The sequence below is a fragment of the Agriterribacter sp. genome (assembly GCF_035497235.1).
In the GTDB taxonomy this organism is placed as follows: domain Bacteria; phylum Bacteroidota; class Bacteroidia; order Chitinophagales; family Chitinophagaceae; genus Agriterribacter.
Genome location: NZ_DATJEB010000047.1, coordinates 12,157 through 24,996 on the forward strand (window position 1 = coordinate 12,157; position 12,840 = coordinate 24,996).

At 42.4% G+C, this 12,840-nt stretch carries 8 protein-coding genes; 4 read left to right on the forward strand and 4 right to left on the reverse strand.

Annotated features, from left to right (window positions below; all coding sequences use genetic code 11):
• Positions 1-2 precede the first annotated feature (2 nt).
• Positions 3-1,847 carry a tetratricopeptide repeat-containing sensor histidine kinase gene (locus VL121_RS16090; protein ID WP_325407190.1) on the forward strand — a complete coding sequence of 615 codons (1,845 nt, stop codon included), beginning with the start codon at positions 3-5 and terminating at the stop codon, positions 1,845-1,847.
• Between the two features lie 31 nt (positions 1,848-1,878).
• Here the strand turns inward: VL121_RS16090 and VL121_RS16095 are convergent, their stop codons facing one another.
• The 3 genes from VL121_RS16095 to VL121_RS16105 all read right to left on the reverse strand — a co-directional run bounded on the left by VL121_RS16095 (position 1,879) and on the right by VL121_RS16105 (position 7,625).
• Positions 1,879-3,690, reverse strand: a complete 1,812-nt coding sequence (locus VL121_RS16095; RefSeq protein ID WP_325407192.1) for an ABC transporter ATP-binding protein — start codon at positions 3,688-3,690, stop codon at positions 1,879-1,881.
• Between the two features lie 762 nt (positions 3,691-4,452).
• Positions 4,453-5,814, reverse strand: coding sequence for a pyridoxal-phosphate dependent enzyme (locus VL121_RS16100; protein WP_325407194.1), 1,362 nt, complete (start codon positions 5,812-5,814; stop codon positions 4,453-4,455).
• A 218-nt stretch (positions 5,815-6,032) separates the two neighbouring features.
• Positions 6,033-7,625, reverse strand: a complete 1,593-nt coding sequence (locus VL121_RS16105; RefSeq protein ID WP_325407196.1) for a S41 family peptidase — start codon at positions 7,623-7,625, stop codon at positions 6,033-6,035.
• A 67-nt stretch (positions 7,626-7,692) separates the two neighbouring features.
• Here VL121_RS16105 and VL121_RS16110 point away from each other — a divergent pair, with 67 nt between their 5' ends.
• The 3 genes from VL121_RS16110 to VL121_RS16120 all read left to right on the forward strand — a co-directional run bounded on the left by VL121_RS16110 (position 7,693) and on the right by VL121_RS16120 (position 10,914).
• Positions 7,693-8,538, forward strand: a complete 846-nt coding sequence (locus VL121_RS16110; RefSeq protein WP_325407198.1) for an N-acetylglucosamine kinase — start codon at positions 7,693-7,695, stop codon at positions 8,536-8,538.
• Between the two features lie 66 nt (positions 8,539-8,604).
• Positions 8,605-9,423, forward strand: a complete 819-nt coding sequence (murQ, locus tag VL121_RS16115; protein WP_325407200.1) for an N-acetylmuramic acid 6-phosphate etherase — start codon at positions 8,605-8,607, stop codon at positions 9,421-9,423.
• Positions 9,424-9,732: 309 nt separating this feature from the next.
• On the forward strand, positions 9,733-10,914 hold the full coding sequence (locus VL121_RS16120) for an FG-GAP repeat domain-containing protein (RefSeq protein ID WP_325407202.1): 1,182 nt from the start codon (positions 9,733-9,735) through the stop codon (positions 10,912-10,914).
• 267 nt (positions 10,915-11,181) lie between these two features.
• Here the strand turns inward: VL121_RS16120 and VL121_RS16125 are convergent, their stop codons facing one another.
• Positions 11,182-12,738: a hypothetical protein gene (locus VL121_RS16125; protein WP_325407204.1), complete on the reverse strand. Its 1,557-nt coding sequence runs from the start codon at positions 12,736-12,738 to the stop codon at positions 11,182-11,184.
• Between the last annotated feature and the right edge of the window lie 102 nt (positions 12,739-12,840).

A 12,840-nucleotide genomic window follows, 5' to 3' on the forward strand; every position in this document is an offset into this window, starting at 1 on the left:
ATATGAGAGGACGCATTGCGGCATTATATCTATTGTTCTTTTCTCTTATTTTTCAGAAAGCTTCTGCGCAGGAGGATACTGCCTGTTTGAAATTGTTATACGACAGGGCGCTTGATTTTAATAGCGCTAAAGCAGATTCTGTTTTGTATTATGCGAACCATATTGAAAGTGAGGCACGAAAACTTAATTTTGATAAAGGCACTGTATTATCGCTAAGACTTAAAGGAATATACCAGGAGTTCAGGGAAGAGTACGATTCTGCCATTAGTTTTTATTACCAGGCTTTGGAACAGGCAAGAGTGTTAAAAACGAATGAATATGAGTCTTCCGCCCTGAGCGACCTGGCTATGGCCTACAATAATATTAACCAGCCTCAAAAGGCGAAGGATTTTTTTAAGGAAGCGTTTCATATAGCCACCGCGCGAAAAGAAGTGGCATCTATCTTTATAAATGGTTCTAACCTCGGTTCCATTTACAATCGCCTGGGCTACCCCGATAGCGCGTTGTTTTTCCTGGAGCAGGCAGAGAACATTGCTCAGGAGTATAATCTCAAAACTGATCTTCATTCGGTGCATAATAATATAGGTAACGCCTGGTTTCACAAAAAGCAGTGGAACAAGGCGCTCCGTTTTTTTATGCTCAACTATGCCGCCAATTTGGCTAACGGAGACAGGGAAATGCTTTGGTATGACTGTTTGAATATTGGAGATGTATATATAGAAAAGAGACGTTTTGATTCGGCCCGAAAGTATATTGACCTTTCTTTTGACCTGGCAAAATCGCAGGGTTCTAAACGCAAGGAAGCGGATGTGCATTTCCTGGATGCCAAATATTATTCCACCAGGGGTAATTATAAAGCCGCTTACTATTCTTTTCAGAACTGGTATAACTTAGATACAGCCCTGATTAGCCGGCGTATGCTAACAACAGTTGCCGAGCTGCAGGAAAAATATAACCTGAAGCAAAAGGAGCAGAAGAACGGCATGCTGGAGCTTGAAATTGACCGGCAAAAACTTGTAAAGAGAAATATTGTTTTATTGGCATTGGGTATAGCAGCCCTGGCTGTTTCAGCATTTGTTAGTTTACTGCTTATACGGAGGAAAAATAGCCTGCTGAAAAAGCAAAATGAGCTGATCCAGAAGCAGAATAATAAGCTTGCCCGGTTAAATGCAGAAAAAAATTCGTTGATCAGCGTAGTATCGCATGATTTAAACGGGCCTTTTACCAGTATAAAAATGTGGAGCCAGATATTGTTGTCTGATGTTTCCAATTTTACGGCCGACCAAAAAAAGGCGCTGTACCGTATCCAGTCTTCTGCAGATAACGGGGAACTTTTAATAAGAGATATCCTGTACATTGAAAAGGAAGAGATCAAGCATCACACATTAAACCTGGAAGAGTTGGAAGTGAATGCTTTTTTAGATGATATAGTACATATGTACCAGCCGCAGGCGCAACAGAAGGAAATTAGCATAAGCTATACTGCCAGTGAAAAATTGGTGTTGCTTATAAGTGACCGCTATATCGTGAGCCGTATATGTGAAAACCTCCTGAGCAATGCCATTAAGTTTACGCCGCGTGGAAAAAGAATTGGGGTGAGCCTCCTGGATACAGCGGATGCAGTTCATATTAAAGTAGAAGATGAAGGTGTGGGAATAGCCCCGGAAGATATTCCGTATCTCTTCTCCAAATACAGGAAAATATCTTCTATGCCCACAGAGGGCGAATACTCTACCGGGCTTGGACTCTCTATTGTAAAAAGACTTGTTGAAGAGCTGAACGGTAAAATAGTATGCAAAAGCGAACCGGGTAAAGGAAGCCTGTTTACGGTAATTCTTCAAAAATAAAATACATGTGCCGCAAGGAAACGCGTTCCTGCTAAGCCGTTTCAACAGGCGTTTCCGATGGATTGGGTAAAATAAATGGCTTTTTTCTTTCGCCAATTTGTTGCCGCCACATGGCATAATACAATCCTTTTTCCGATACCAATGCATCATGCGTTTCTTTTTCTACCACTTCACCTTTTTCCAGTACGTAAATCCTGTCGGCATGCATAATGGTTGAAAGCCGGTGCGCAATAAGTATAGTGATCTGGTTGTGCCGGGAAGATACCTGCCTGATTGTGTCCGTAACTTCTTCTTCGGTAAGCGAATCTAATGCAGAAGTGGCCTCGTCAAAAATGAGCAGCCTGGGCTGCCGTAATAAAGCCCTGGCAATAGACAGGCGTTGCTTTTCACCCCCCGATAGTTTTAATCCTCCTTCTCCTATCATGGTTTCTATTCCTTTTTCCGCCCTGCTCAGTAAACTGGTGCAGGCGGCTTTGTTTAACGCGTCTAATAGCTCATCATTACTGGCAGCAGGATTTACAAACAGGAGATTCTCTTTAATGGTTCCGGCAAATAGCTGGGTGTCTTGTGTTACAAACCCAATCTGGTTGCGCAAGTCTTCATAATTGATAGCAGTTTCGTCAATTCCGTTATATAATATTTTACCTTCCTGCGGGCGGTACAGCCCTACTAATAATTTCATGAGGGTAGATTTACCGGCTCCGGAAGGGCCTACAAAGGCGATGGTTTCTCCCCTTTTTACCGTAAAGCTAATATTGGCAATGGCGTTTTGCTGGGCGGTTTGGTGTTTAAATGCAACGTTCCTGAATTCGAGTGTGTTAATTTCTCCCAAATGCACGGGTTTCTCCGGTTGCGGCTCCGGTTTTTTTTGCATTAATGATTTAAAATTGTTCAGCGAAGCTTCCGCTTCGCGGTAGGAGAGTATGATATTCCCTATTTCCTGCAGGGGACCAAAAACAAAAAAAGAAAAGATCTGCATGGTTACCAATTGCCCGGCGTTCATCCTGTCTTTAAATATCAGCCAAAGCAGCATGAATAATATTACCTGGCGCAAGGTATTCACAAATGTGCCCTGTATAAAACTGATGCTTCGTATACGTTTTACTTTGGTGATCTCCAACCCCAGTATTTTGTAGGTATTGGTATTTAAACGGTTTACTTCCTGCTGGGTAAGCCCCAGGCTTTTTACAAGTTCAATATTACGCAGCGACTCTGTAGTGGCGCCTGCAAGGGAATTGGTTTGGGCAACAATGTTTTTCTGAATGATTTTTACTTTTTGGCTGAGCAGGTTGGTTATAATCACCAGTAAAAATATGCCTCCGAAATAAATGGGGGGCAATGACCAGTGAATGCTGAAAGCGAAGCCGCCAACGAATACAATGCCTACGATTACGGTAAAAAGTATATTTACAAAGTAGCTCATGAATCTTTCCGTATCTGTTCTAACTTTTTGCAGTACGCTAAGCGTTTCACCACTGCGCTGGTCCTCAAATTCCTGGTAAGGAAGTTTCATAGCGTGCTGTAACCCCTGTGTAAATACCCTGGCTCCAAATTTCTGGATAACAACGTTTAAAAAATAATCCTGGAAATTTTTGGCTATGCGGCTGATCATGGCAACGCCTATGGAGGCAAGCAGCAGCCACATCACACTGTTATAAGGTTTAAAAAAAAAGTCTGCCTGGCTGTAATGCCCGGTATTTTTGGCATAATCATTTGCCAGGTTCACTAAATGTCCGAAAATGATAGGATCAAACAGGGAAAAACCGATATTCATGGCCGCCAATAGTAGCACCAGCAATACCAGCCATTTAAATGGCTTCAGATATGTTAGAAGAATTTTCATACTTAAAAGTAATAAGAGATTGCGACCGGGAAAGACTTATCTCAGCAAATTATGTACAAGTTTCTTTTTTGTGACAGGATGGCTGGGAAATAAAAACCTCCACCCAAAAACAGGCGGAGGAATCTTTTTAATTGAGCCTACTAAGAATAGACAGGCTTCGCAGGATTGGACTTTGGGGTCAACAATTAATAATCAATTCAATTTCGTTGTCCAAGGTTGTGGTTTTCAGGTTAACGATATTGGATTAGAATCGGGGTGGTTTTTCAGGTCCTGGAAATTGGATTTTGATAAGATCTTTCGGTTCCGGGAAACTGGTTTTTTCTTTTGGATAATGGTTTACTGGCTTTTCTATGGATTTGGGTTAGTATTTATTATAGGTTTAATTCAATAAAAAAAAGTTGATTGATATTGGATTTTATTCTACCCTTTTCAAAGGATTTGGAATTCAATTTTTTCTGGACGGTTTTCAGGACTTTTTGGACGGTTGAGGCGTAGCTTCCTCATCAATCAACTTCAGAACAAAAATACTAACCAGTTATCCACCGTACAAGAGCGCTTTTCCCCAATTTTTGGCTTATGTTTTTTACGGAATTATGCGTAAAATAGCTTGTTATTAACATCGTATATCTACTAAAATGTGGCAGGTAAAAGTAGCTTTCTGCTATAAGCAGTACTTAAAAGCAAATTGCAAAACTGCCTGTAATGCAATACTGTATTGAATTACAGGCGTACAGTTAAAAAGAAGTTAAGGAAAGTGATGTCTTAGTGTTTTGTAAGAGATTGTATTATATCGTATTTTGTTATAATGTGTAAATCTCCTGCTTCATCTCTGCTAAGTATGGCGCCATTGTCTTTATTGATCAGTTTACCCAGCCGTTCAACGGGCGTATCGTATGCTACTAACGGATAGGGTGGCTCCATTACCGTATATACTTCCTGGGTTTTAATTCCCGGAGCTGCAAACATTTTACTAAACAAGCCGCTTTCGGAAACAGAACCTTCCGGTACCCCGTCTTTCATTACGGGTATATTTTCAATATCATATTTTTTCATCAGCTCAAACGCGTCTGCTACAGTTTGGGTGGGTTTAACCGTTACAATGGGCTGGTTACCTTTTCCGCTGATAATATCTTTAAAAGTTTTTACTTCCAGGAAACCTCTTTCCAGCATCCACTGATCGTTATACACCTTGCCTACATAGCGGCTTCCGTGGTCGTGAAAAATGCAAACAACGAGATCGTCTTTTTGTAAGCTTTCCTTTAACTGCAATAGCCCCTGGAGGCAGCTTCCCGCGCTGTAACCGCAAAAAAGACCTTCTTCTTTAGCCAGGCGCCTGGCCATTAAGGCGCCGTCTTTATCTGTAACCTGCTCAAAGTGGTCAATTACGCTCATATCAAAATTAGCGGGAACAAAATCCTCTCCAAATCCTTCCGATATATACGGATGAACTTCTCCCATATCAATTTCCCCGGTGCGGAAATATTTGGTAAGTAAAGAGCCGTACGCGTCAATAGCCCAAATTTTTATGTGTGGATTTTTCTCTTTCAGGTACATGGCGGTACCCGTAACCGTTCCCCCCGTACCTGCCGTACATACTAAGTGTGTAATTTTGCCATCTGTTTGCTCCCATATTTCCGGTCCTGTGGTTTCGTAATGAGCTATGCGATTGGCAAAATTATCGTACTGGTTGCACAAAAAAGCGTCAGGTATTTCCTGCGCTAATCTTTTGGCAACCGAATAATAACTTTTAGGATCATCCGGTTCAACATTGGTAGGACAAACAATTACTTCTGCGCCTACTGCTTTCAATATGTCAAACTTTTCCTTGGATTGTTTATCTGTAGAAGTAAATATGCATTTATACCCTTTTACACTTGCCACTAATGCAAGCCCCATCCCGGTATTGCCCGAAGTACATTCAATAATTGTACCTCCGGGTTTTAATTTGCCTTCCTTTTCCGCCACTTCTATCATCTTCAGGGCCATCCGGTCTTTAATAGAGTTACCGGGGTTAAAATAATCTACTTTTGCCGCCACCAGGCAGGGCAGTCCTTTGGTTATTGTATTCAATCTTATCAAAGGCGTGTTGCCAATGGTTTCCAGTATATTGTTTTTTATATCCATGCCATAGTTTTCTGTTGCGGTAAAGATAAAATTAAATCCGAAGCCGAATGCAAGCGGGAGAGGCAAAAGGTGAAAAGAGAGAAGTGAAAGAAGGAATATCCGTTCTATTGTTAGTAATTACTCACCCAATGGCTGATTACTGTAAATCTGAAATTCAAAAACCAAAATGCCAAATCCGAAGTAATCCTCCCTGAGACCTGCAACTTGTACGCTGCCCCTCACTCCCCCAGCGCTTCCAATGCTTTCATAACCATGGGATCATTTACATTGTTTACTTCATAAAAGCCCTCATTCCGCCATTGCTGCCGGGCAAACAGGCTTTTAAGCCGCTGTGCTATAAACTGCTTATCTGCCGCAGACAACGTATTTATTTTAATACTGTCCTGTAAAGCAAACGCGGTAAACGTGTCCCAAACAGTGCTGTTGATGTCAAATCCCTTTTCAAAATCGGCAGGATTTGCAAATAGTTTAAAATGATCTATATGATCTACATAGTACCGGTATACAAAATTTGCAATTGTATTTTTGGTATACAACCGGGCTACTTTATTGCTGATGCCGGTGGTATCCATAGCCACAAAAACATCGGGTGTTATGCCGCCGCCGCCATATACTAATTTTCCATCGGGTGTATGGTAAGCCTGGCCCGTAGCCATTTTGTTACTGTCGGCATTCATCATTCCGCCATTATGGTACCGGTCATACAGTTCTTCGTTATAGCTTTCTATACCTTTATCGTAGGGCTTTTGAATAGAACGGCCCAGGGGAGTATAATAACGCGCTATCGTTAACCGTAAGGCAGATCCATCGTTGAGGTTATATTGTTCCTGCACCAGCCCCTTTCCAAAAGTTCGCCTGCCAATTACTTCGGCCCTATCCCAGTCCTGTAAAGCGCCGGTTAGCACTTCGCTGGCAGAAGCAGATCCCTCATCTACCAATACGATTAATTTCCCTTTTTCAAAAATCCCCTCCCGTCTTGCGCGGAACTCCTGCTTTTTTATATGACTTCCCTGGGTGTAAACGATAAGCTTGTTCCCGTCTAAAAATTCATCCGCAATTTCTACCGACTCCTGTAAAATGCCGCCTCCGTTGCCCCTCAGGTCGAGGATTAATTTTTGTACGCCCGCTTCTTTTAATTTTTGCATGGCTTCCATGAACTCCTCATAGGTTGTTTCAGAAAACTTGTTAAGGCGGATATAACCCGTTGCCGGGGCAATTATGTACCCCGCGTCTAACGAGTATAGTGGAATAATGCCCCTGGTAATTGTAAGCTCTTTTCTTTCTTTACCCCGAAGCAGGGTAACCCGCACTTTTGAGCCACGTAAGCCGCGCAGCAATTGCTTTACTGTATTGGCGTTAATGCTGTCGCCGGTTACAGCCGAATCGTCTATTTTCAAAAACTTATCGCCCGCCTGCAGTCCGGCATTTTCGGAAGGCCCGCCTTTGAGTACAGTCAGTACATTAATGGTATCGCTGAAAATGTTGAATTCAATGCCGATGCCTTCAAATTTTCCTGCCAGATCTTCATTTACCTCCTGTAAATCGCTGGATGGGATAAAGACAGAATGCGGATCCAGGTGGTTTAGCATTTCTTCAATTGCCGCATCAGCAAGGGTATCGGTTTTTATAGGGTCAACATATCTTTTCGAAATAAGATCAAGCACTTCCTGTACCGTTCCCTTTCGCTCCGTGGAAAAAAAGCGGGCTGTAACCGGCATTTTTTCTTTCATCTTGTATCCTAAAAACATCCCGCCAATCATTACAATGGAAAAGATCAGTGGCAGCCAGAGCTTTAATTTATTATTACCCATCAGTCTGTATTTGTATATTATCTTTGACTTTCAGAGCACGAATTTCACGAAATAAGTTCAATTAAAGATGTCATCTGTAAAATTGATAGCCGACAGCGGAGCCACCAAAGCGGAATGGTGTTTATTGCAGGGCAAAAAAAAGAAAACGATTTTTACCCAGGGCATCAGCCCTTATTTTTTTGATACGGCCCAGATAACGGAAATATTAGAAAAGGAATTACTTCCCGCTCTTAAAGGCATACAGGTTGATGAAGTATTTTATTACGGAACGGGATGCATCAACCCCAATAATAACCGTATTGTAAAGCAGTCCATCAAAAATGTTTTTAAAGATTTAACGGTTATTGAAGTTACGCACGATGTGATGGCTGCGGCCAGGGCGTTGTATGGCGATGATAAGGGGGTGGCCTGTATTTTGGGAACCGGTTCCAGTTCCTGCTATTACAACGGTAAAAGAATAGTAATTAATAAGCCTGGGTTGGGCTATGTACTGGGTGATGAAGGTAGTGGGGCATACCTGGGTAAGAAGGTATTACAATATTACTTATACAACACATTCGATGAGGAATTGACGGGACGTTTTAATGGCAGGTATAATATTAATAGTACAAGCATCCTGGAAAGTGTATATAAAAAGCCCCTGGCTAACCGCTACCTGGCATCTTTTACTCCTTTTTTATCTGAAAACAGGGGGCATTATATGATTGAAAATATTATTGAAGATGCCCTAAACGATTTTTTCTTTCACCATATTTGTAAATTCAGGGAGAGCTGGATATTACCTGTAAGTTTTGTGGGCGGAGTTTCCTATCATTTCCAGGATGTGCTGAAAGAGCTTTGCCGGTCGTACGAATTCACTCCCGGGAAAATATTAAAAAACCCGATGGAAGGGCTTATTACCTATCACCGGTAAGCAGTCCGGAACTAAACAAAGCCTGGTTATTTATAGCTATGCATCAATTGTAACTTAAAACGCCTTATGCCTTCTTTTATAAAGATCACGGAACAATCCTCTGCATACCACCACCTCGAAAAAATGCCCGTAGCCGAAATTCTCAGCCACATCAACGATGAAGATAAAACGGTGCCTTACGCTATAGAAAAAATGATTCCTGCAATTGAAAAGCTGGTGCTGGTTACTGTAGATAAGATGCTGGCAGGCGGAAGGTTGTTTTACATTGGCGCCGGTACCAGCGGAAGGTTGGCTATTGTGGATGCCAGCGAATGTCCGCCCACCTATGGCGTTTCGCCTAACTTAGTTATTGGTATTATCGCAGGTGGTAAAAAGGCTATGACGCAGCCTGTTGAATTTGCGGAAGATAGTGTAACGCAGGGATGGGAAGACCTGCAAAAGCATAATGTAAATGATAAGGATGTGGTAATAGGTATAGCGGCAAGCGGTACCACACCCTATGTAATAGCCGCATTAAAAAATTGCCGGGAGCGTGGCATTATAACAGGTTGTATTACCAACAACCCGGGCTCTCCTTTAACAGAACAGGCCGATTACCCTATTGAGCTGGCTGTTGGGCCTGAATTTGTAACCGGCAGCACCCGCATGAAAAGCGGTACTTCGCAAAAGCTGGTGCTTAATATGATCTCTACCGCTATTATGATTCAACTGGGCAGGGTAGATGATAATAAAATGGTGAATATGCAACTGAGCAACCAGAAACTATTAGACAGGGGTACTAAAATGCTGATGGAAAAGTTGCCCGGTACGGATTATAGCAAAGCCAAAGCACTGCTGTTAAAATACGGAAGTGTGAAAAAAGCCATGGAATCGCAGGGTAGATAAAAGCACTAAAAATCAAATCGCAAAAACAAATTATATATAGATGATCCGTTCCCCGTCACGGCGGGCAGGCTGCCAATGACAAATAAAGTTAAACCCGAAGCCTGAATTTCGGAACCCGAAACCAAATACAACCATAAACCACCAGCCATAAACGCTAAATCCAACATTGAAATGGATTTTTCCCTGCAACCTGTAACTTGCAACCAGTGTAACGCTCACCATTCAGGTATTCATCCTGTTGTTAGTAGTTAATCACCTGAAAGCTGATTACTAACAGCTGACTACCATTAAATCATAAACCGGTACAGTATGTTTGAACAAAAAAAAACTATTATTATAATTGGCTTATGCCTGGTTTGCCTGGTTTCTTTTACCGCGGTATCACAAACAGCAGGCAGCGATGTTAAATTTAAAAAGTATCACCTGTGGGATGAGTTTTATACGGAAGCCGCTACCGTTGCCGATGTGAACAGGGACGGTAAAATGGATATTATAGCCGGCGCCAGGTGGTTTGAAGCGCCGGACTGGAAGGCGCATGATATATGGAAGCACAAAAAATTTGACTATACCAAAGGCTACAGCGATTCCTTCCTCAATTTTGCTATAGATGTAAATGAAGACGGCTGGGTGGATTTAATTTGTTTCGATTTCCCGGGTAAAGAAGTGTATTGGTTCGAAAATCCAAAAGGTGCTGATGTGCTTTGGAAAAGATACCTGATTGATTCTATCGCTTCCAACGAATCGCCCATGGCGGTTGATATTAATGATGACGGTAAAACGGATTTGGTATTTGGGAATGAAAAGCTGGGACAAATGGCCTGGTTCAGCGCGGCGGTAAAAAACAATAAAGTGAGCTGGCAACGGCATCCTATAAGCGAAGCCAATGCCAAAGGTGTTGGCATGTTTTCGCACGGATTGGGCTGGGGAGATATTAACGGCGATGGCATTAAGGATGTGATGATCCGCGGCGGCTGGTGGGAAGCGCCCAAAGACACGAAAACCTTTCCCTGGACATTTCATGAGGCTGATTTGGGAGCATCCTGCGCGCAAATGATCACTTACGATTTTGACAACGATGGCGATAATGATGTACTTACCAGTTCGGCGCACGACTATGGCGTATGGTGGCATGAGCAAATACGTGACGAGAAAGGGCAGATCGCCTTTAAAACGCATGCCATTGATACTACTTTTTCCGAGGCGCATAGTATCGTATTGCAGGATGTTAACGGCGATGGTCTGCCGGATTTTATTACCGGTAAACGATTTTTCTCTCACCAGGGTAAAGGTCCCGGGGGGCAGGAGCCGGCGGTATTATATTGGTTTGAATTATTAAAAGATGGAAAGAACAAACCCGTTTGGGTACGCCATCTCATTGATAATAATTCGGGCGTTGGCATACAGTTCGTTACGGAAGATATGAATAAGGATAGTAAGCCTGACATTGTTATCGCCAATAAAAACGGCGTATATTATTTTGAGCAGGAATAGTGCTGCAATGGTATCCCAAAAGGCGTTTTAAAAAGTGGCATTGTTTTGCGGGACAGAGTCCCGGAAGAACATATTATATACGAAGTCAGAGACATCGTATAGCGGGGGGTGGGCGGGGATGCGGGTGGCACGCGACAGGGGAGCGTCAGGCCGCATGTTCAAATAATCAGCTCAACAGCGAACAAAACCCTGAAAGGAGCGTCGCAACATCAGCCAAATTAGCATGCAACTGCCGGTGAAATAAAAAATAAATTTGATGTCCTCAAATCACCTTTTCTTTGAGCCTATTGCCAGCCGGTATTTTTCCCGCATAATGTTCTGCACCGGCACATTTTTAATCTTACTTTCCAGCCACGAAATAATATCTAAATACATGAAGGAGCGGCTTTCGAGCGGGTTGTCTTTGTATTTTTCCAACTTTCCTTTTAGCGCAATGAATGCGGCTTTCACCTGCTTCTTATCCAAATGAAATGATTTTTTCAGGAAGCGGAATATCTCCTCCTCCACCACGCTCAGGTTCTGCATTTTAGCCATAAAGCGGTATACCGACTTCACTAAATATTCTAACAGATCGTAATTGCCCAGTTCGTAGTGCGCAATAAGGTGTAATAACCTGGAATAACATTGAATATCTGTGCGCAGATCTACCTTCCAGTTAATAATGCGGTTGAGGTATTCAATGGCTTTTTCATTATCGCCGCTGCCAAAGTACAGGCAGGCTATTTTGTAGTAAAACACTAAAACGCGGTGGCGGTCCATCTTCAGCCTGAATTCTGTGATCTTAGCCTCAATTTCAGGAATGAGCTTTAAGCCTGCTGTGAAGCTGCCTTCCAGGAAATGCTTGTTGAGCTTGGCGGTATACAGGTATATAAAGGATTGTACCCGGTTATTGTCGTTGCTGTTGGCTTGTTTGGAATGATAGAAGTGCTCAAATTTATCTAATACGGTATTAAATTTATCGTAGTTCTGCAGCACAAAATGAGCGTTCAGCAAATTGTGCAGTCCTTTAATATATAGCGGGGTATCCACTCTTTTCATCAGTGGCTCCTGTTCAAAAGCATCCACCCATTTCTGGCAATAGCGGTAATACATCAGCAGATCCTGCAAAATAAATCCATACCAGCAGTAGCTTTCGTACAGGTAATGTTTTTCGTAAAACCCATTGTATAGTCCGGCAGTGGTAGGCAGATTAGATTCAAAGAAAGCCTTTATCGCCATCCTGTCTTTATCGCCGCGGGCATGCCCGAGGTTAATATACCAACTGTATAGTTGCAGCGAAAGATTAGAGAGCTTATTCATCATGGTGAGCTTGTCGCCGGCTTCTTCCACTTCCCTGGCCAGTGTTTCCGCCCGGTTCTCCATGCTCCGCGTAATATATAAGGCCTCAATCTTTTTTTCAAAAATCAGCGTTTGCAGCCAGTAAGTAACCTGGTGCTGTTCCCTGGCATATTCCTTTACCCGGTCTAAGGTTTTAAGACTTTGGAGGTAAAGCCCTTTATCGTACAAAATCCGGGAATAGTCCATGAGTTCATGCAACTGCAACTGAATGTTATTATCATCCTTTAGTATACGTAAGCTGGCCAATATCTGCCTGTACAGGTGTGCTTTAAGGTTAGAGAGTTGTTGCTTTTTGATATCCGTATTGCGTTTCAGCAGCGATTCCTCGTCATAATCTTCCAGTTTATCCAGCGCATCGAACAACTGAACGGTTTTCATGTCGGACGAAGTGGCATTACGCTGCACGAAAAGCTTAAAATTCCGTTTTTCAGCCTTTTCAAGAGACTTAACCAACTGAAATAATTCGTCTGTAGATCGTTTGGGCATCGTAATCAAATTGCTTTTAAATCCGTATCTATAAAGGCTTTAAGTGAAAAAATACCGCCTTGCACATCGTAATATAATGTTTAATTTGGTTTTATTCCTTTG

Bases quoted from the DNA above. Each gene is read 5' to 3' on its own strand.
- VL121_RS16120 (WP_325407202.1), top strand. From the start codon at position 9,733: ATGTTTGAACAAAAAAAAACTATTATTATAATTGGCTTATGCCTGGTT.
- VL121_RS16090 (WP_325407190.1), top strand. From the start codon at position 3: ATGAGAGGACGCATTGCGGCATTATATCTATTGTTCTTTTCTCTTATT.
- VL121_RS16110 (WP_325407198.1), top strand. From the start codon at position 7,693: ATGTCATCTGTAAAATTGATAGCCGACAGCGGAGCCACCAAAGCGGAA.
- murQ (WP_325407200.1), top strand. From the start codon at position 8,605: ATGCCTTCTTTTATAAAGATCACGGAACAATCCTCTGCATACCACCAC.
- VL121_RS16100 (WP_325407194.1), bottom strand. From the start codon at position 5,814: ATGGATATAAAAAACAATATACTGGAAACCATTGGCAACACGCCTTTG.
- VL121_RS16125 (WP_325407204.1), bottom strand. From the start codon at position 12,738: ATGCCCAAACGATCTACAGACGAATTATTTCAGTTGGTTAAGTCTCTT.
- VL121_RS16105 (WP_325407196.1), bottom strand. From the start codon at position 7,625: ATGGGTAATAATAAATTAAAGCTCTGGCTGCCACTGATCTTTTCCATT.
- VL121_RS16095 (WP_325407192.1), bottom strand. From the start codon at position 3,690: ATGAAAATTCTTCTAACATATCTGAAGCCATTTAAATGGCTGGTATTG.